Annotated in this window: 15 protein-coding genes and 1 pseudogene; 4 read left to right on the top strand and 12 right to left on the bottom strand. The window is 68.7% G+C overall.

Annotated elements, in window-relative coordinates; all coding sequences use genetic code 11:
• Positions 1–145: 145 nt before the first annotated feature.
• From ASG43_RS21330 to ASG43_RS21320, 3 genes are all read left to right on the top strand, one after another.
• Entirely contained in the window at positions 146–607 is a 462-nt protein-coding gene (locus ASG43_RS21330; protein ID WP_056509356.1) for a Crp/Fnr family transcriptional regulator, read from the top strand.
• Between the two features lie 147 nt (positions 608–754).
• Positions 755–1,615 (top strand): MBL fold metallo-hydrolase, encoded by an 861-nt coding sequence (locus ASG43_RS21325; protein ID WP_056509354.1) that lies wholly within the window; start codon positions 755–757, stop codon positions 1,613–1,615.
• A 270-nt stretch (positions 1,616–1,885) separates the two neighbouring features.
• Complete coding sequence (locus ASG43_RS21320; RefSeq protein ID WP_056509352.1) at positions 1,886–3,154, top strand: adenylate/guanylate cyclase domain-containing protein; 1,269 nt, start codon at positions 1,886–1,888, stop codon at positions 3,152–3,154.
• Positions 3,155–3,294: 140 nt separating this feature from the next.
• Here the strand turns inward: ASG43_RS21320 and ASG43_RS21315 are convergent, their stop codons facing one another.
• The 12 genes and pseudogenes from ASG43_RS21315 to ASG43_RS21265 form a co-directional block, all read right to left on the bottom strand.
• Positions 3,295–4,455 (bottom strand): ABC transporter permease, encoded by a 1,161-nt coding sequence (locus ASG43_RS21315; RefSeq protein ID WP_056509349.1) that lies wholly within the window; start codon positions 4,453–4,455, stop codon positions 3,295–3,297.
• Positions 4,452–5,450 carry an ABC transporter permease gene (locus tag ASG43_RS21310; RefSeq protein ID WP_056509347.1) on the bottom strand — a complete coding sequence of 333 codons (999 nt, stop codon included), beginning with the start codon at positions 5,448–5,450 and terminating at the stop codon, positions 4,452–4,454. Before ASG43_RS21310 ends, ASG43_RS21315 begins: the two co-directional genes overlap by 4 nt.
• 9 nt (positions 5,451–5,459) lie before the next feature.
• Positions 5,460–7,406, bottom strand: a complete 1,947-nt coding sequence (locus ASG43_RS21305) for an ABC transporter substrate-binding protein (RefSeq protein ID WP_056509345.1) — start codon at positions 7,404–7,406, stop codon at positions 5,460–5,462.
• A 17-nt stretch (positions 7,407–7,423) separates the two neighbouring features.
• Complete coding sequence (locus ASG43_RS21300) at positions 7,424–8,677, bottom strand: FkbM family methyltransferase (protein ID WP_056509342.1); 1,254 nt, start codon at positions 8,675–8,677, stop codon at positions 7,424–7,426.
• Entirely contained in the window at positions 8,674–9,381 is a 708-nt protein-coding gene (locus ASG43_RS23675) for a polysaccharide lyase (protein WP_244488203.1), read from the bottom strand. Before ASG43_RS23675 ends, ASG43_RS21300 begins: the two co-directional genes overlap by 4 nt.
• 186 nt (positions 9,382–9,567) lie before the next feature.
• A pseudogene (locus ASG43_RS21295) lies at positions 9,568–11,358 on the bottom strand (ABC transporter ATP-binding protein); the annotation flags it as partial.
• Positions 11,355–12,167, bottom strand: a complete 813-nt coding sequence (locus ASG43_RS21290; RefSeq protein WP_056509339.1) for a polysaccharide deacetylase family protein — start codon at positions 12,165–12,167, stop codon at positions 11,355–11,357. The pseudogene ASG43_RS21295 and the gene ASG43_RS21290, both read right to left, overlap by 4 nt.
• Positions 12,164–13,420, bottom strand: coding sequence for a glycosyltransferase (locus ASG43_RS21285; protein WP_244488194.1), 1,257 nt, complete (start codon positions 13,418–13,420; stop codon positions 12,164–12,166). Before ASG43_RS21285 ends, ASG43_RS21290 begins: the two co-directional genes overlap by 4 nt.
• 2 nt (positions 13,421–13,422) lie before the next feature.
• Entirely contained in the window at positions 13,423–14,016 is a 594-nt protein-coding gene (locus ASG43_RS21280) for a histidine phosphatase family protein (RefSeq protein WP_056509333.1), read from the bottom strand.
• On the bottom strand, positions 14,013–15,257 hold the full coding sequence (locus ASG43_RS21275) for a glycosyltransferase family 4 protein (protein ID WP_056509330.1): 1,245 nt from the start codon (positions 15,255–15,257) through the stop codon (positions 14,013–14,015). The genes ASG43_RS21280 and ASG43_RS21275 overlap by 4 nt, the downstream gene beginning before the upstream one ends.
• Complete coding sequence (locus ASG43_RS21270; protein ID WP_056509327.1) at positions 15,254–16,519, bottom strand: glycosyltransferase family 4 protein; 1,266 nt, start codon at positions 16,517–16,519, stop codon at positions 15,254–15,256. Before ASG43_RS21270 ends, ASG43_RS21275 begins: the two co-directional genes overlap by 4 nt.
• Positions 16,520–16,533: 14 nt before the next feature.
• Positions 16,534–17,745, bottom strand: a complete 1,212-nt coding sequence (locus ASG43_RS21265; protein WP_056509645.1) for a hypothetical protein — start codon at positions 17,743–17,745, stop codon at positions 16,534–16,536.
• Positions 17,746–17,969: 224 nt separating this feature from the next.
• Here ASG43_RS21265 and ASG43_RS21260 point away from each other — a divergent pair, with 224 nt between their 5' ends.
• A complete protein-coding gene (locus tag ASG43_RS21260; RefSeq protein WP_056509325.1) occupies positions 17,970–18,395 on the top strand; it encodes a hypothetical protein in 426 nt (141 codons plus the stop codon).
• Positions 18,396–18,439 lie beyond the last annotated feature (44 nt).

Raw genomic sequence — 18,439 nt, 5'->3', positions numbered from 1 at the left:
TTCGCATCCCGTTGGATGCCCATGTTTTACACGTCGCCCTGAAACCGTCATCATCGTTTCATGTCGCGCAAGGATTGATCCCGGCGGAACAATCCGACTAGGCTGAGGCCCGGCCGTTTTTCTCGTTTCGGAGTTCGACATCGCCATGAGCCTTCTGAAGAACGAGGTCGACATCCTGAAGCGCGTCCCGCTCTTCTCGGGCGTCGATTCCTCGAAGCTGAAGCTCCTCGCCTTCACCTCGCAGGTCGTGCGCTTCAAGGCCAAGGAGATGGTGTTCGAACAGGGACAGGCCGGCGACAGCGCCTACGTGATCCTCAGCGGCAAGGCGCGCGTCTTCGTGACGACACCGAGCGGGCCGATCGACCTCGCGGAGGTCGGCGAGACCGACTTCGTCGGCGAGATCGCCATCCTGTGCGACGTGCCGCGCACCGCCAGCGTGGAGGCGACGACCGACCTCACGGCGCTGCGCGTGGACAAGGACTGTTTCGCCGAGCTCCTGACGACGTTTCCGGCCATGGGGATCGCCATGCTGCGCGAGCTCGGCTTTCGCCTCAGCCGCACCACGGCCGAACTCGTCGCCTCCGAGGAACGCAACGGCCCCCATTGAGCGACACGACCATCCTGGCCGTTCGCAGTTCGGCCCATTGCAATCCGGCCGTTCCCAATACGGTCGTCCCCATCCCGGTCGTTCCCCTCCCGGTCGTCGAGGTGTGCCAACCACGATTCGCCACGCCACCGCGACGGAGCTGAAACCTTGATCGACGAGGACCTGCCCGCCTTCGACATCCGCGTCTGGGGCGCCCGCGGCACCCTTCCCGGCTGTGGCAACGGACAGGTCGCCTACGGGACGGAGACCTGCTGCGTGGAAATGCGCGCGGGCGGGCGGCGTCTCATCTTCGACGCCGGGACCGGCATCGTTCCGCTCGGCCGATCCATGGCGACGCTCGGCGAACTCGACGCCGACCTCTTCTTCAGCCATGTCCATTACGACCACATCATGGGCCTGCCCTTCTTCAAGCCGCTCTACCTGCCGAACGCATCGATCTCGATCTCGGCCGGACACATGCTCGACGGCCGCAGCTGCAAGGAGACGGTCGAGGACTTCATGCGCGCGCCCTTCCTGCCGATCACGCCGAAGATCTTCTCCGCCGACCTCGACTACCGCAGCTTCTCGCCGGGCGACGTCTTGGCGCCCTCGCCCGACATCACCGTGCGAACCGCGCGGCTCGACCATCCGAACGGTGCGGTCGGGTACCGCGTCGAGCATGCCGGACGGGCGGTCGCCTACGTCACCGATACCGAGCACGTGCCCGGCCAGACGGACGAAGCCGTGCTCGACCTCATCCGCGGCGCGGACATCGTCTTCTACGACACGACCTATGCGGAAGCGGAGATGGAACGGTTCCGCGGCTACGGCCACTCCTCCTGGGAGGAGGGCGTGCGGCTGTGCCGGCTCGCGGAGGCCCAGCGCCTCGTCCTCTTCCACCATGCCCATATGCGATACGATGCCGAGATCGCCCGGTTTGAGGCCCAAGCGCGTCTCGTCTTTCCCGGCACTCTGGCGGGACGCACGGGAATGTCGCTGACGCTCTCGGCCCGGCCCGTCGAAGCCTGATCGGGGGCGTGCCCCGGACGGGCGCGGCGCGACGAGGTCGCCGATCTCCGCGGTTTGCCGATTCATCCAGGGAACGGGTTCGTTCGACGGACGGTGGGTCCGAAGGAACGCTCTCCTCGAGAGAGCGTCGTCGTGGCACGGCTTGCGCACAGGATGGGACTGGACACGGACTGGCGCTGCAGCAGGTTCCGGCGAGGCGACGGGTGCTTTCGATCCCGTGCGCCGGGCCGAAGCCGCGCCGCTGGCCCTGGCAAGAACAAGGACGGTTCGATGAGCCAAGGCACCCTTCTCGAACGCATCGGCGACTGGCTCATCGACCAGGCCCTCGCCTCGCCGCCGATCGTCGACACGTTCCAGCACCTCTGCGTCCGCCTGCAGGCGATCGGTGTTCCCGTCGCGCGCGCCCGACTGACCTGGCCGACCCTGCATCCGCTCTTCCGCGCCGAGACCGTGCTCTGGCGGCATGGCGAGGAGACCCAGTTCCAGCAGTTCAACCACCAGGAAGACCGCTCGGACGCCTGGACCAACAGCCCGATCGCCTGGATGGTCGAGCACGAGGTGACCGTGATGCGGCGACGCCTCACCGGGCGCGATCCGCTTCTCGACTTTCCCCTCGTCGAGGACCTTCACGCGGAGGGCTACACGGATTTCGTCGCGATCCGGACGGCCCTCGCGGAGGGTCCGCCGGTGCTCGAGAGCGGACAATCGAATTTCGGGATCTACGTCACCTGGACGACCGAGCGGCCCGCCGGCTTTACCGACGAGGACATCGACGCCCTGCAGCGCGTCCAGCGCGCCTTCGCGGTCGCCTGCAAGACCGCGATCCAACCGCAGATGACCGCGAACATCACCAACACCTATCTCGGGCCGACGGTCGCGCGCGAGGTTCTGGCCGGGCAGATTCAGCTCGGCAGCGGCAGCCTCACCCATGCGCTCGTCTGGTTCTCCGACCTTCGCAATGCGCTGCACTATTCGGAAATGCTCGATGAAGGCAGCTACCTGGAACTGATCAACCAGTATTTCGGCGTCGTGGCGACGGCTGCGATCGATGCCGGCGGCGAAGTGCTCGCCTTCATCGGCGACGCCGTCCTCGCGATCTTTCCGATCAAGGCCTCGGCATCCGGCGCGCCGGATCCGGCCTCGATCCTCGAGGCGACGGAGGCCGGGATGCTGGCCGCGCGCGAGGCTCTGGCGGGCGGGGCGGCTTTGAACGCCCGGCGCGTCGCGGACGGGCTCGGCCCGATCCGCTTCGGCATCGCCATGAACATCGGGGACGTACGCTTCGGCAATATCGGCACGCCGCGCCGCCTGTCCTTCTCCGTCATCGGGGCGACCGTCAACGAGGTCGCCCGCATCGAGAAGCTGACGAAGACGCTGGGCTCGCAGGTTCTCGCCACCGCCGCCGTCGCGGAAGGGCATCCCGAGGCCTGGGCACCCGTCGGGTCGCATCTTCTGGTCGGCCTGCAGGAGGAGATGCCGCTCTTCGCGCTTCGGACGCAGGAGGCCGAGGCGCCGGCGGTCGAACCGGCCGCCGCCTGAGGGAAGGGTCCGCCCGACGACGGACTGCGTCTGTCCCGGGATCCCGGCCGCGGCCGGCCCGGGGATTGGCTTTCTCGGGTTGGGTTCTCGGCTGGCCGTCTCGGGCCGGGTTTCGCTCCCGCCTCGGGGGTTTGTCCGATTCAGTGGCTCGAATGGGGGTCCACTGCGTCGCGCAGGCCGTCGCCGAGGAAGGAGAAGGCGAGCACGGTCATCATCACCGGCACCATCGGCAGGAGCAGCCAGGGATAGAGCGCCACGGCCTCGATGTTCTGCGCCTCCGACAGCATGACGCCCCAGCTCGTGATGGGCGGGCGCAGGCCGAGGCCGAGGAAGGACAGGGCGGTTTCGGCGAGAATCATCGAGGGAATCGACAGCGAGGCCGAAGCGATGAGGTGGCTCATGAAATTGGGCAGGAGATGCTTGGCGATGATGCGGCCGGGCCGCGCGCCCATCACGACGGCGGCCGCCGTGAAATCCTCCTCGCGCAGCGACAGAAGCTTGGAGCGCACGGCGCGCGCCAGCCCCGGCCAGTCGAGTAGCGCCAGGATGATCGTGATGCCGAAATAAACGACGATCGGGCTCCAGGTCACGGGCAGCGAGGCCGACAGAGCGAGCCAGAGCGGCAGTTCCGGGATCGAGCGCAGGGTCTCCGTGACGCGCTGGACCCAATAGTCCGTCCAACCGCCGAAATAGCCGGCGAGTCCCCCGAAGAACAGACCGAGCGCGAAGGAGATCGCGACCCCGACGAGGCCCACCGTCAGGGAGATGCGCGCGCCGAGGACGAGCCGCGAGAGCATGTCGCGGCCCAGCCGATCGGTGCCGAGCAGGAACATGGTGCCGTTTTCCGGCGGACAGACGAGATGGAAGGACATGTCCGCCATGCCCCAGAACTTGTAGCTCTCGCCCTGGCAGAAGAAGCGGATGGGCTTGGGGGTCGAGCGGTCCGTCTGGTAGTTGCGCTGGAGCGTGTCGAGGTCGAGCGTGCCCTTCATGTCGTAGGTGAAGGGACCGACGAAGCGTCCTTCGTGAAAGAGATGCACGCCCTGCGGCGGCATGAAGATGTGCGAGGTGTGGCGCGCCGCGAAATTGTACGGCGCGACGATCTCGCTGACGAAGATCGAAAGATAGGCCGGGATGAGCACGAGCATCGCGACGAAGGCGATGCGATGCCGCCGGAAACGCCACCAGATCAGCTGCCGCTGCGAGGCGTTCTGGTACTTCATCGAATAGGAAGAGCCCTCCGCGATCGTGCGCTCGGGGTCGAAGGGTTCGGTCGAGACCACATGGGGCAGCGTCGTCATGCCTTGCGCTTCCCGGTCAGGCGGACGCGCGGATCGATCAGCGCGAGGAGGATGTCGGAAACGAGCATGCCGACGACGGTGAGGACCGCGAGGAACATCAGGAACGAACCGGCGAGATACATGTCCTGGCTGCGCAGGGAGGACAGGAGCATCGGCCCGGTCGTCGGCAGCGACATCACCGCGGAGACGATGACCGATCCGGAGACGACCTGCGGCAGGAGCGTCCCGATATCGGAGACGAAGGGATTGAGAACCGCGCGCAACGGGTATTTGCGCAGGATTCGCCCCTCCGCCAGCCCCTTGGCGCGCGCCGTCACCACATAGGGCTTCTGCAGCTCGTCCAGGAGATTGGCCCGGAGGCGTCGGATCATGCCGGCCGTGCCGGCCGTGCCGATCACGAGGACGGGCACGACGAGATGGGCGAGCAGCGAGCCGACCTTGTCCGCCGACCATGGCTGATCGGCGTAGATCGGGTCCATCAGACCGCCGATGGACAGGCCGAAGGCGGTGTTCGACACGTAGAGGAGGATCAGCGCGAGCAGGAAGTTCGGCGTGGCAAGACCGAGATAGCCGAGGAAGGACAGACTGTGGTCGGCGACGCTGTACTGATGCGTCGCGATGTAGACGCCGATCGGAAACGAGACGGCGTAGATGAAGAGCACCGTGAAGAAGTTGAGCACCAGCGTCAGGAACAGCCGGTCGCCCACGACGTCGGCGACGGGAAGCGAATATTCGAAGGAATAGCCGAGATCCCCGTGCATCAGGCCGGTCACCCAGTTCCAGTACTGAACGGGCAGCGGTTGGTCGAGGCCGTATTCCTCGCGCAGGAACTGGATGCGCTCGTTGTTGATCGATTCCCCTTCCGCCCGAAGCTCGGCTTCCATCGTCGTGAGATAGTCGCCCGGCGGCAGCTGGATGATGGTGAAGACGAGGACGCTGATGACGGCGAGGGTGCCGATCATCGTGAGGACGCGGTTGGCGAGATATCCGAGCATGATCGATCTTTATTTCGCCTGGGCTTGCTGCTGGTCGGGCTCGGCGAAGTAGAAGGTCTCCGGCCGGTAGATCCCGTAGAAGCTGCCGGGATTCCAGTTGAAGACCGCCGTTTCCGGCACGTTCCGCAGGCGCTCGGAGACGACCACGATCTGGTCGATGCCGGAGACGATGCCGATGCGCAGCGCCTCGTCGGCATTGATCGCCAGCATCTCCTTCCAGATCGCCTCCTTGGCCCTGACGTCGGTCGTCATGCGCCAGCGATTGTTGAGATCGAGCAAGGTCCTGGCCACCGGCGTCGTCGGCGGCTCGCCGGCCGTTCCCTTGGTCTCGTAGTTCATGCCCCAGAGCGGCCACTCGTTCTGCTCGGAATTGGTCGGCGCGAGCTCGTCGGGGCTCGTCGTCGCCTTCGGCAGGGCATTCTCGAGCCCGGTCCAGACCGACATCATGGTGGAGCCCGCGGCGAGCCGTCGGGACAGCGTGTCGCGCTCGCTCGGCTTCACCAGGATCTTGATGCCGACATTGCGCAGATCCTCGCCGATGAGTTCGAGCACGTCGACCTGCTCGGTGTCCTCGCCGGCCGTTTCGATGACGAGCATCATCGGACGGCCGTCCGGCAGGAGGCGAATGCCGTCTCCGTCCGTTTCGGTGAGGCCGAGCCCGTCGAGAAGCCGGTTGGCGAGGGCGGGATCGAACTGGGCCCAGCGCCCCGGCAGCGCGGGATCGTAGAGCGGGGACGTCTCCGACACGGTGTCGATCTGCGGCTTGCCGAGACCGTAATAGATCGCCTGGTTGATGTCCTCGCGGTTGATCGCGACGGAAAGCGCGCGGCGGAAATCGGACGTCTGGAAGAGCTTGCGCCAGGCCTCGTCGCCGACGTTCTGGTTCGGGAAGAGCGCGATCTTCGAGCCCTTTCCGCTGGTCCAGCGACGCATCTCGTAGCCATGGCCGGCGGCGGCCTGCTTCAGAAAGGCGTAGTTGCCGAAGGAGAGATAGTTCGACTGAAGGTCGGTCTCGCCGGCTCCGGTCTTGGCCGGGATCAGGCGGGAGCTCGCGATCGTCATGGCGACGTCGTCGATATAGGGCAGCTGGTGGCCCGCCGGATCGACCCGGTGGAAGAAGGGATTGCGCACGAACATGAAGCGGTCCGAAGGCGGCTTGGTCGCCAGCACCCAGGGCTGGAGCGAGGGCATCTTCGGATTGGCGTTCTTGTAGGACTGGTCGTACTTGAAGTGGAGCGCGACCCAGTTGCGCTGGCCGGCCTCCTCGACCTTCGCCTTCAGCTTGTCCGCCTCGACATAGTGGCGGTGATACTTCTTCAGGTAATGGGCGGGCCGCCAGATCTCGAGCGGCTGGGCGTCGGCCAGCGCCGGCAGAAAGAACGGGTTCGGCTTGTCCCATTCGTAGCGGATCGTTTCCGCGTCGACGAAGGTGACGGTCGGCGGCTTGCCCTCGACGAGGAGTTCGCGCGGCGCGCCATGGGGAGACAGCTCGTCGTCGCCCACGACGTCCTCCCAGTAATAGCGGAAGTCCTCGGCGGTGAAGGGCTCGCCGTCGGACCATTTGTGGCCCTTGCGCAGGTGGATCGTGAAGATCCGGTCCTCGACGACGTCGATGGCGCGGGCGAGATCGGGCCGGATCTCGAGATCGGGCGTATAGCCGGCGAGGCGCGCATAGCCGTAGACGACCATGCGGCGGGTGTCCTTGGCCTGCGCCTCGATGATGCGCAAGGTGCCGCCGTAATCCCCTTGCGTCTTGCCGAGCGCCTGGAGATCCACGACGAGAGGCTCGGCCGGCACCCGGTCCGCGACCGGCGGCAGGTCGCCGGATGCGACTCGCTCGGCGAGCGCCGGCGGCTCGATATAGTCCGCGGCTCCAGCCGGACGAGGCTGCCAGAGGCCGGCGGCGGCGACGCCGAGCCCGAGGAGGCTTCGCAGAGCGGGGAAGGAAGGCCTCATCGTCGCGGTCCCTCTCGTCACGTCGCGCCGTTCCGACGCTCGCCGTCCGGTGCGATCAGGTAGTTGGCGTGCCCCTTGTCGGGGAAGATGCGCTCGATCCGGTAGGACCGCGCGTCGAGCCATTGCAAGAACGCCATGGTGTTATCATGGGCGATCTCGATGAAGATGACAGGCCGCTCGCGTGAAATCGTCGCCTCCGCGCCCGCAAGAACCTGTAATTCCATCGATTCCACGTCGATCTTCAGGAGATCGAGACGTCCCGTCAAGACGTCGTCCAGTCGCTTCACGGGAACGGTGCCGTTTTCGTCCGGCACGAGGCGCGTCGCCCCGAAACCGCCGCGCTCCGATCGCCGCACCGCCATGCGACCGGCCCGATCGGACAGGCCGATGCCGAGTTGGGTCGTGTCGATGCCGGAGAGACCGTTCCGCTCCGCCGTTCCGCGGATGACCTGCGCGAGTTCCGGCAGCGGTTCGAACGGCACGACGCGCGAGGCCCGCATCGGCCCGGCGAAGAAGACGGTGTGATTGCCGGTGTTCGCCCCGAGATCGGCGACGATAGCGCCGGGCGCGATCCGTTGCTTCAAAACCTCGAGTTCGTCCGCCTCGAAGAAGAGCCCGCGCGTCTGCTCGCGCTCGATGCCGGCATTCCGGCCGGTATAGGGCAGGAAATAGGCCTGATCGCCGTAGGGAACGCGGAGGAAGAGCGGATCGCGCGCCAGGCGCTCCAGCACGGCGTCGCGCTCCGACATCGACAAGGGTTCCGGCGCATCGAAGCGACGGACGAGCGGGGCCGCGAGCTTGATCGCCCGCGCCCCTGTCCAGAGCGCGACGAGATAGGCCGCGCGATCGACGGGCCCCGACGGCAGCGCTTCCAGCACCCGCCGCTCGGTCGCGGTGCGCACGAGCGGCCGGTCGCCGATCCACCAGTGAAGAAGCGCGTGCGGCAGACGCGAGGGGTCGTCGAAGGCCAGACGCGAGGGCCGCCACGGTCCCGCCTCCTCGCCGACCGCCAGCGCCCCGAACACGGCGTCATAGGCCGTCGTCGCTGCGCCTGCGATCTCCAGCGCGTCCGGCAGAAGCGTTTCGCCGGGCGCCGGCGCCAGCATCCAGTCCAGTGCCGCCGCTTCGGCCGCGGCCACGGCCGCAAGACGCGCGTCGCGATCCCTGCCGGGCAGGACGGGAAAGACGACGATCTCGGCGAAGGGACCTGGTCTTGGCCCTCTCCCATCCCCCGCGAACAGTGCGAGGCGCGGCCGGGATCCGCCGGTCACGCCATCTCCGCCTTGGCCGGAGCGGGATGGGCCGGAACGACGGCGAGCGAGGTCGCGCCGCGTCGATATTCGTCGTGATAGACGACGAGCGGCGCCTCGATGGGACCGCTCGCATAGACGCCGATCTTGAAATAGGGCGCCTTGTCCTCGTTCCGGTAGCCGAGCGGTCCGTCATAGGCGAAGAGCTTGTCGCCGTTCAGCCAGGCCTCCAGGCGCGTGTCGCCCCGCCGCGACCAGCGCAGGCGAAAGGTGAAGTCCAGCCAGGCGTCGTAGAGCGCCGGCCTCTCGTGGAACAGGTGGAGGCGATCCGGCTCGGGCGATGCGACGTCGCCGAAGGCTCCGGTGAAGCGGAACAGGCCGTCGCGGTAGCGCAGGGCGAAAGGCGGCTTGCCCGAGGGGTCGCCGAGCCGCGCCTGGTCGTGCCACTGCGCAAGGACGATGCCGGTGCCCTCCGGCGGCGCGAATTCGGCTTTCGGCAGATAGGTCGAGAAGGCGTACCAGACGTCGGTGTCGAAGGGCGGATTGTACCAGTCGCGGAGCTCGGCCCTGAGGCCCTGGCTGACGTGATCGCCCGGCCGCAGTTCGAAGCGGCAGGAATGACCGCCCCCGCGAACCACCTCGGACTGGACGCGCGCCGAATGCGGCCCGGCGAGACGCCGCGTCGACCAGCCTTCCAGCGTCCCTCCCTCGAAATCGAGCGTCACGCTCGGCTCGCCCTTCGGATCGGTGCGCAGCGAACGCTCGATTTCGGCATGTTCCGCGAGCGTGCGCCCGCCGAGATCGGTCCCGGCATGATCGGTGATGGCGGCGGCCTGCGGGGGGATCTCGTGGGCGCGCACCCAATGGTCGTCGCCGACCTCCACGAGATGGGGCTCGCCTCGCTCGTCCGCCGAGAAGGGCGCACCCCACTTGGCCGGATCGGACCGGCGGTTGAGGCTGATCGCGTCGAAATCGAGCCGATGGTTCGGATCGGGCTGGGGAACGGCGGTGATGAGCGCGCGCGTATAGGGATGGCGCGGATCCTTGAACAGCGTCTCGCGCGGCGCGATCTCGACGATCCGCCCGGCCGCCATCACCGCGATGCGGTCGGCGAGATAGTCGACCACCGCGAGATTGTGCGAGATGAACAGATAGGTCAGGCCGAGCGCGGACTGGAGGTCGCGCAGGAGGTTCAGGATCTGGGCCTGGATCGAGACGTCGAGCGCGGAGACCGGCTCGTCGAAGATGATGAGTTCGGGCTCCAGCGCCAGCGCCCGCGCGATGCCGATCCGCTGGCGCTGTCCGCCGGAGAAGGAATGGGGATAGCGGTTCATGTGCGAGGCATCGAGCCCGACGAGCCGCAGGAGTTCGGCGACGCGGGCCTTCTGCGAGGCCTCGTCGCCGATGCCGTGGATCACCAGCGGCTCGGACAGGATGCTCTTCACCGTCATGCGCGGGTTCAGCGCCGAGAACGGGTTCTGGAACACGTATTGCACGCGCCGACGCCAGTCGCGCAGCGCCTCGCCCTCGAGGCCGAGAACGTCGATCGAGCCCGCCCCGTCCAGCATCTCGACGGTGCCGCCGTCGGCCTCCTGCGAGCGCACGACGATCTTCGAGAGCGTGGTCTTGCCGCAGCCGCTTTCCCCGACGAGGCCGAGGCATTCCCCGCGCCGGATGTCGAGATCGACGCCCGCGACCGCCATATGGCTTGGCGCCTTGTTGCGGCTGAACCAGCTCGTTTCCGATCGGTTGAGATAGCCCTTGGCGAGGCCGCGGATCTTCAGCAGCACCTCGCCGCCCTGCGCGACATGGGTCTCGGCCTTGCGCCGGCCGCGCACGGTGTCGAGATCGACCTTGATCTCGCGGATCGGCATCAGTCGCTCGCCGGGCTCCATGTCGAAGCGCGGCACGGCGGCCAGCAGCGCCTTCGTGTAGGGATGGCGCGGTTCGGCGAAGACCTCGGCCGCCGTCCCGCTTTCCATGATGCGGCCATGGTGCACCACGACCATCTCGTCGGCCATGTTGGCGACGACGCCGAGATCGTGGGCGATGAGGAGGATGGCGGTGCCCTCGCGGTCCTGCAATTCGCGCATGAGCTTCAGGATCTCGGCCTGGACGGTCACGTCGAGCGCGGTCGTCGGCTCGTCCGCGATGAGGAGCGCGGGCTTGCAGATCATCGCCATCGCGATCATCGCGCGCTGGCAGAGCCCGCCGGACAGCTCGAACGGATAGGCGTCGAAGGCGCGCTCGGGCTTGGGAAAGCCGACCGCCGTCAGCGACTCCACGACACGCCGGCGCATTTCCTTCGGCGAGACGTCCTCGTGGATCGCCAGCGCCTCGCCGATCTGGTCGCCGATCGTGTGGAGGGCGGAGAAGGAGGTCGTCGGGTCCTGGAAGATCATCGCGATGCGACTGCCGCGAATGCGCGCGAAGGTCTTGGAGCGCGTGTCGAGGCCGGCCAGATCCACCGCTTCCCCGTCGCCGTCGGCAAAGAGGATGCGGCCGGACAGCCGCTCGGCGATCGGCGGGAGGAGACCCATGATCGCCTGGGCGGTGACGGACTTGCCGGATCCCGATTCGCCGACGACGGCGACGGTCCTGCCCGGCTCGATGCGGAAGGAGAGGCCGCTGACGGCACGCGTCGTTCCAGCCGGCGTGCGAAATTCGACGCTGAGGTCCTCGACGCGCAAGAGATCCGTCATGTCGTCCCCGTTCTGTCGCCGCACCCGAATCGTTCCAGCAACATAGCGCCGGAAAGCCAGTGCGCGAGGCTCCTTCTGGCAAGGAAGTGTAACAGCTCCCCGACGAAGGCAAAGGTTTCCTCGTCGTGCACGAGATGATGGGTGAGAAGGCCGATCGGCCGGTCGGCGGCGATGCGCCCGTCGACCTTCGCCTGGAGACGCGCCGAGAGCCGGTCCAGCAGCTGCGCGGTGTCGGCGAGGCCGCGTCCGGCGTGCCAGGCGACGGGGTCGAGATGGGCGTCGAGGATGTCGAGGCCCGCGACCGGGGCCGGTTCGCGCCGGTTGGTGTAACCGGACAGAACGGGAAAGCCGAGACGCGGAAGCTCGGCGGCAAGCGCCGGGGCGATGCGGTTCCAGGGCGGCACGAAGATCGGAACGAAGCCGGCGAAGCCGGCAAGGCGCCGTCGTCCCTCCGCGACCTCGGCGATCATCTCGGCCAGCGGGCGGTCCGGGCCGAACTCGCGGCTCTTGTTGCCGGGCAAGGCGTGGTCGGCATGGGCGAAGCCGTGCTGGAGAACGGCGACATCCGGCCGGCCTTCGAGCGCGCGGACGAGCGCCGGATCCGCCCGCGAGGGGATGACGGCGAGCGAGACGGGCACGCCGGCCGCATCGGCGATCGCGAGGAGGCGGTCGAGCGCGGGGCCCGGCGCAACCGCGTCGTCGTCGCGCAGCCAGAACGAGGCCGGCGCGCCCAAGCGCTCGCGGTGGTCTTCCAGCGCCCGGTCGAGCCGCGTCCAGGGATCGGAGGCCGCGCGCACGGCCGCGCTCATCCGCCGCGAACCCGGCGAACGTGCTCGGCGAGGATCGCGGCGCTCGTCTCGGCGCCCTTCAGGGCGAATTCGGCCGCGGGCATGGCCCGGCGGCGCGGGGCATCGGCGAGCGCGGCGTCGATCTCGGCCGCGAAGGCGGCGGGATCGGACAGGCGCTCCTCGGGAAAGAGGCGGATATAGAAGCGTTCGGCGAGACGGGCGGCGCGTTCGGTCTGCTCGGTCTCCTCCGCCTCGCCGATCGGCACGACGATGGCGGGAACGCCCGTCGCCAGAAGGTCGATCGTCGTGTTGTAGCCGCCTTGCGAGATCGAGAGCGCGGCGCGGCGCAGGACCGCGGGAAAGTCGGACCGGAAACGCTCGACCGCGATCGGACCGCTGCCCGCCACGGAAGCGGCCTTGGCGGCGGCGGCTTCCAGATCCGCGTAGGCCTGCGCGGGAAGGCGCGGCCCCGCGATCAGCCGCCAGGGCAGGGCATGGGCGCGGCCAAGACGCCGCGCCTCCAGAAGATGGCGCCAGAGCGGGCCGCCCGCCGCGCCCCCGCCGGCCGAAACCACGATCTCGCCGGCGCCCGGCGCCGTCGGATCGTCATCGTCGGCTTGCGCCCCGGAGGCAGGATCGAGCGCCCGCAGATCGGAGGAAACGTAGCCGGTGTAGCGGAGCTTTCCCGCGATGCGCGCGGCCTCGCCGAAGCTCGTCTCGAAGGGCACGAAGGCCGGATCGCCATGCACGAGCACCTCGTCGAAAGCGGCGAGCACGAGGTCGGCCGCCTCGCGCTCTCGGCCGGGTTTCGGCGATGCGACGAGGATGTCGCGCACCGAGGACAGGATCGCCGGACGTGGAGAGCGCTCGCGCAGGCGCTCGATCAGGGCGAGGAGCTCGAAGCGGAACTGCCGCCGGCCGAAGGGAAAGAGCTCGAAGAGGACGGCGTCGGGCCGAACCCGGTCCGCCAGATCGGCGAGGGCCGAGGCGCGGCGCACGCGCCAGGCCTCGTCGACATCGCGGCCCGCCTCGTCGACCAGTTGCGAGAAATCGCCGCCCCGGATCGCGGCGGCGGGCAGCTGGACGAGATCGACGCCAGGCCATTCCATTCCCGCGACGGGCATGCCGCCGTGGGCGACCGTCACGTCGAGCCCGATCCGCGCCATGGCGGCGGCGATGGCGGCGGCCCGTTTCAGATGCCCGATGCCGTAGAGATGCTGGATGTAGAAGAGGACGCGGCCCGTCCGGGCTTCGTTCGTCGAAGGAAAGCTCACGATCATCCCCGGGTTGCTGCTTCGGCGTCGAGCGGAATGTTGGGCGTTTCGAGAGAGAGGACACCCCCCTCTCGCAGGACCAGACGATGGCAGCAGCCGTCGCGAAGCGTCACGGGTGCCTTGCCGCGCATATCCCAATCCAGCGCCCGCGCGAAGAGGGCGCGCAGGACCCCCTTGTGCGTGACGCAGACCGTATCGCGATCGAGGGCGGAGAGCCCCGCGAGCGCGCGCGCGCCGACCTCGCGGGGGCTCTCGCCGCCCTCCGGCCGAAAATCGAGGCCGAGCGCCTCGTTCGCGGCGAAACCCGTGCCGCCCCGTGCGCGGATCTCGTCGAGGCGCAGGCCTTCCAGCCGGCCCCAGTCCATCTCGATCAGGGGCTGGAAGGGCGCCGGGCCGAGTCCCATCGCCTCGGCGGTTCGAACGGCGCGGCCGAGCGGACTCGACAGGACCGGCCAGTCCGCCGCCGCCGCCGGCAGCCGCCAGCCGGCGGCGCGTTCGAGACCCTCGGCGGACAGCGGAACGTCGGTGCGGCCCTGGATGCGCTTCGCCGCGTTCCATTGCGTCGGCGCATGGCGCAGGAGAAGGATCTCGATCATGGATCGTCACGCCGGACGGCGTCCGGCAAGAGGCTCGAGCGCCGCTCGGGCTTGGCATGCTCCGCCGTCGGGTTTCTCCCGGATTCGGAGCCTGCCGACCCGCGTTCGGCCACGAGACGGTGCAGATCGGCAAAGAGGAGCCGTGAAGCGGCGTCGATGTCGTTGACCCGTCGCGTCCGCTCCGCCCCAGCCGCGCCCATGCGGGCGATGCGGGCGGGATCGTCCAGCAAGGCGCCGAGCGCCTCGGCCATTTCCGCCGCATCTCCCGCCGGCACGATCCGGCCGGTGACGCCGTCCTCGACGATCGCGTCGATCCCGCCGGATCGTCCGGCGACGACGGCGAGACCGGCGCTCGCCGCCTCGACGAAGGCCATGCCGAAGGCTTCCTTGACCGCCGGCCAGGCGAAGAGATCGGACCCGGCATAGAGGTCGCGCAGATCCTCGCCCTCCGCGAGGCCCGCAAAGGCGACGTGCCCGGCCAGGGGTGCGGCCAGCCTCCGCACCTCGGCCTCCGCCGATCCCGTTCCGGCGACGAGCCAGGCGAAGGGACGATCCCCGAGCCGGCCCAGCGCCTGCGCGAGGGCTGCGTAGGAGGCGAGCTTCTGGTCTCGGCGCATCATCGCGACCGTCAGGATCAGCGGCACGCCGGCGGGAACGGCGAAGCGCCGTTCCAGACGCGCGCGCGCCTCCTGTCGCCGCGCCCGATCGATCGCGAAGGCGCTGGTGTCGATGAAGGGCGCGAGATCGGCGAGGACGCGCTCGTCCTTGACGAGCGGGCGCAGGCAGACCGCGTCGACCGGATTGAGGCTGTAGATCCGATCCGCCGCCGCGATCGCATCGCCGGCGCTCGCATGGCCGATCGCAAAGGTCCCACGCGCCTGCTTGGGGGCGAAGGACGCCTCGGCGACGACATAGGGAATGGCGAGCGCGCGCGCGATGACGGGTCCGAGATGATCGGGCGCCTTGTGGTAGAGATGGTAGGTGAACCAGATCTCCGGCCGAAGCTCAGCCGGCAAAGCTTCGAAGCGTCGGAGAAGACGTCGGGCGATCCGGCCGCCGAGGGAGCGCAGCCTTTCCTGCCGCGCGGGATCGCCGCGATCGTAGGACCGGAAACGACTGGCCAGACGGACCTGCGCTCCCCCGCGTCCGAGCGCCGCCATCAGGAGACGCGCCATCCGCCGGTCGCCGGAGGGCACGGGATCGTCCGGCGCCTTCATCGGCGCGTAGAAGGCGATCCTCACCGCAGGGCAGGCGCGGACAGGGCGGCGTCGATGCGCCGATGCACCGCCTCGATCCCGGCCTCGGCCCCGAAGGCGGCGCGCACATGGGCAAGGCCCGCCGCGCCAAGCCGTGCCCGGAGCCCGGGATCGCCGATCGCCCGCGCCAGGGCGGCGGCGAGCGCGGCCGGGTCGTCGGGCTCGACGATGAGCCCCGTCTTCCCGTCGACGAGAAGCTCGGGCACGGCCGAGACGCGGGTGGACAGGCAGAGCAGCCCCTGGCTCTGCGCCTCCATCAGGACGTTCGGCAGTCCATCGCGGTCGCCGTCGTCGGAAATGCGGCAGTTCAGGGCGAAGAGGTCGGCCTCGCGGTAGAGGTTCAGGATCTCGGCCTGCGCCATCGAGCCGAGGAAGCGCACGCGATCGGACAGGCCGAGACGGGCGGCGAGCGTCTTCAGCTCGGCTTTCAGGGGCCCGCCGCCGACGATGTCCAGCGTGAAGGAGAGGCTCTTCGGCAGAAGTCCGAGCGCCTCGATCAGCCCGTGATAACCCTTCTTGTCCACCAGACGCCCGACGGTGAGGATGCGCACGCCATCTTCGGGATCGGACCCGTCGCGCGCCGAGGCCCGCCGTGCGGCCGGCGGCGGAAAGCGGGAGAAGTCGAGACCGTGATAGACGAGGGCGACGCGCCCGGGATCGGGCGCCAGCCCCTTCAGATGCGCGGCATTGGCCGCCGTGCAGGTGACGAGGAACGCGCAGTCGCCGAGCTTTTCGGTCTTCTCCCAGTCGGGAATCGTCCAGATGTCCTTGGCATGGGCCGAGACGCCGAAGGGCAGGCCCCGCATCGTCGCGGCATAGCGCGCGACCGAGCCCGGCGTGTGGAGGAAGTGGACGTAGAGGAGACCGGTCTCCTCCGGCAGCTCGGCGGCGAGGACGAGCGCCTGCCCCCAGCGCCGTCCCCGGTTCGGCGTCGGGTCGCGTCGCCAGTCCTTCCAGAACATCGCCCGCGCCGCCGCGTAGCCGGGCAGGCGCCGCGCGATCCGCCATCCCCGCAGGACGCGAAGCGGATCGGTGTAGAGATATTCGGGCAGGTAGAGCGGTTCGGCCGCGATCTCGTCGTGGACCGGATGGGTCTTCTCGTCGGTCGGCTGGCGAAGCGACACGAGATCGAAGGCGACGCCGCGGCGCTTCAGGCCGAGGATCTCCTGCGCGACGAAGGTCTCGGACAGGCGCGGATAGCCCTTGAGAACGATGGCGACGCGGTTGCGGCTCGGCTTCTGCAGCATGGCGAGGCCTTGGGTCAGCCGACGCTTTTCAGCGCGGGCCGGTGGCGGCGCACGGCGACCGCCTCGTCGAAGAAGCGCTCCACGCGCTCCAAACCGCCCAGGAGATCCGCGACGCCGGCGGCGGAGGGGCGCGGCTGGGTCGGCAGCGCGTGAAGCGCGGCCGCCATGCGGGCGGCGTCGTCCGGCTCGCCGGTCGGCAGCATCAGGCGGGCGAGGCCGAGTTCCTGGGCCCGCGTCGCGCGGATCAGCTGCTCCAGTCGCGGGTGGGTGCGCGGCACGATGAGGGCCGGCTTGTCGAAGGACAGGATCTCGCAGAACGTGTTGTAGCCACCCATGGTGACGAGCCCCGCGGCCCCGTCGACCATGGCTTCCATGTTCGTGTGGAAGTTGATCGCCTGGATGCGCGGCTGCCGGGCGATACGGTCGCGAAAGCCGTAGCGCTCGTCGGCGGCGAGGAAGGGGCCGAACACGATCTTCACCGGACAGAGCAGCGTCGGATCGGCCTCGTAGGCGCTGAGCAGCCAGTCGATCATCACGGCCCCGTCGTTGCCGCCGCCGGCGGTGGCGAGGATATAGGGCTCGGCGTTCCCGGCCGGCTCGTCGGCGAACTCGCCGAGCGCACGGCGCAGATATCCGCTGTAGCGGATGCGCGCGGTCGTCTTCTCCGACATGCCGACGCCGGCCAGCGGATCGTAGACGCTTTTCGGCCCGTAGACCCAGATCTCGTCGTAGAGCGTGTCGACCGCCTCGATCGCGCCCTTGCGCTCCCATTCGTCGCGCAGGCGCTCCGGCTCGTCCATGATCTCGCGCAGGCCGAGAATGTTTCGCGTGCCGGTGCCCTTGAGGTGGATCAGCGTGTCGCGAACCTCGCCGCGCAGGCCGAGCGGCTCCTTGTCGACGAGAAAGACGTCCGGCTGATAGCGCCGCGCGGTTTCGAGGATGATGACGGAGCGGATCTCCATCAGCTCCTCGGTGGAGACGCCGAGGGCGGTCGGCGCATAGGTGTTGTTGTCGAGCTTGACGATGCCCGGCACGCGGATGAAATCGACGCGGGGATGGAGATCGAAGGAGCCGACGACCGGCGAGCCGGAGATGATGAGGACCGACAGGTCGTCATGCGCGGAGGACAGATGGTTGGCGATCGTCTGGCAGCGCCGGAGATGCCCGAGCCCGTAGGAGTCGTGGCTGTAGATGAGAAGCCGCTTGCCGGTCATCCGAGAGGTCATCCAGTTGGCCTTGCATTTGGCCTCGCGCGCCGGCCGCCGGCCGCCGGCGGCTTGATCCGAGCGTCTTCGCACGGGCATCCTATCCCGCCAAAGTCGTTCTTTTGCAAGTCGAGCAGTATGAAGCTTCCTTCATCTGCCGGCCACTTGATCAAACGTCCGGCAAAGCACAGATTCTCGTGAGCCGCGTTCCCATTCCACCGGGACGCCCCAGACGAGGGTCCGGCATGACGACGCTGAAGGAATTCGAGGAAGCCCTCCGCGCAGACGGCAACGAAGCCGCGCTCGCGATCCTGCAGACCTTGAAGGATCGCGACAAGGCCAAGCGCCGGACCGCGCCCGCCCGCCGCGTGACGGGCAAGAAGATGACCTCCGACCTCGCCCGCCGTATTCTGGAACTGCATGGCGGCACGCGCATGACGCAGCAGGAGATCGCCTTCAAGCTCGGCGTCAACCAGGGCCGGGTGAACGAGGTGATCAAGCGCGGCAAGTGGCTGACCGAGGATCCGCTGGCGCCCGAGGCGGTGCTGCGCGACCGGGCGCTCGCCCGCATGGCCAAGGCGAAGGCGGCGCCGAAGCCCGCCGCGCCGCGCCTTCGGCGGCCGCCGCCACCCAAGGGCGAGCCCGCCCAGCTCTCGCTCGGCGATTTCTGACGAAGCCGGCGGCGTTCGTTCCTCTCCTCCCCGCCGTCGAAGCT

Origin of the sequence: Aureimonas sp. Leaf454, assembly GCF_001424685.1 — a bacterium.
Lineage (GTDB): Bacteria > Pseudomonadota > Alphaproteobacteria > Rhizobiales > Rhizobiaceae > Plantimonas.
The sequence above is the reverse complement of the archived record's forward strand: the minus strand, read 5'-3'. Positions and strand labels throughout refer to the sequence as shown.

Excerpts from the sequence above, each read along its gene's own strand:
- ASG43_RS21330 (WP_056509356.1), top strand. The coding sequence starts at position 146 with ATGAGCCTTCTGAAGAACGAGGTCGACATCCTGAAGCGCGTCCCGCTC.
- ASG43_RS21320 (WP_056509352.1), top strand. The coding sequence starts at position 1,886 with ATGAGCCAAGGCACCCTTCTCGAACGCATCGGCGACTGGCTCATCGAC.
- ASG43_RS21315 (WP_056509349.1), bottom strand. The coding sequence starts at position 4,455 with ATGACGACGCTGCCCCATGTGGTCTCGACCGAACCCTTCGACCCCGAG.
- ASG43_RS21310 (WP_056509347.1), bottom strand. The coding sequence starts at position 5,450 with ATGCTCGGATATCTCGCCAACCGCGTCCTCACGATGATCGGCACCCTC.
- ASG43_RS21305 (WP_056509345.1), bottom strand. The coding sequence starts at position 7,406 with ATGAGGCCTTCCTTCCCCGCTCTGCGAAGCCTCCTCGGGCTCGGCGTC.
- ASG43_RS21290 (WP_056509339.1), bottom strand. The coding sequence starts at position 12,167 with ATGAGCGCGGCCGTGCGCGCGGCCTCCGATCCCTGGACGCGGCTCGAC.
- ASG43_RS21280 (WP_056509333.1), bottom strand. The coding sequence starts at position 14,016 with ATGATCGAGATCCTTCTCCTGCGCCATGCGCCGACGCAATGGAACGCG.
- ASG43_RS21270 (WP_056509327.1), bottom strand. The coding sequence starts at position 16,519 with ATGCTGCAGAAGCCGAGCCGCAACCGCGTCGCCATCGTTCTCAAGGGC.
- ASG43_RS21265 (WP_056509645.1), bottom strand. The coding sequence starts at position 17,745 with ATGACCTCTCGGATGACCGGCAAGCGGCTTCTCATCTACAGCCACGAC.
- ASG43_RS21260 (WP_056509325.1), top strand. The coding sequence starts at position 17,970 with ATGACGACGCTGAAGGAATTCGAGGAAGCCCTCCGCGCAGACGGCAAC.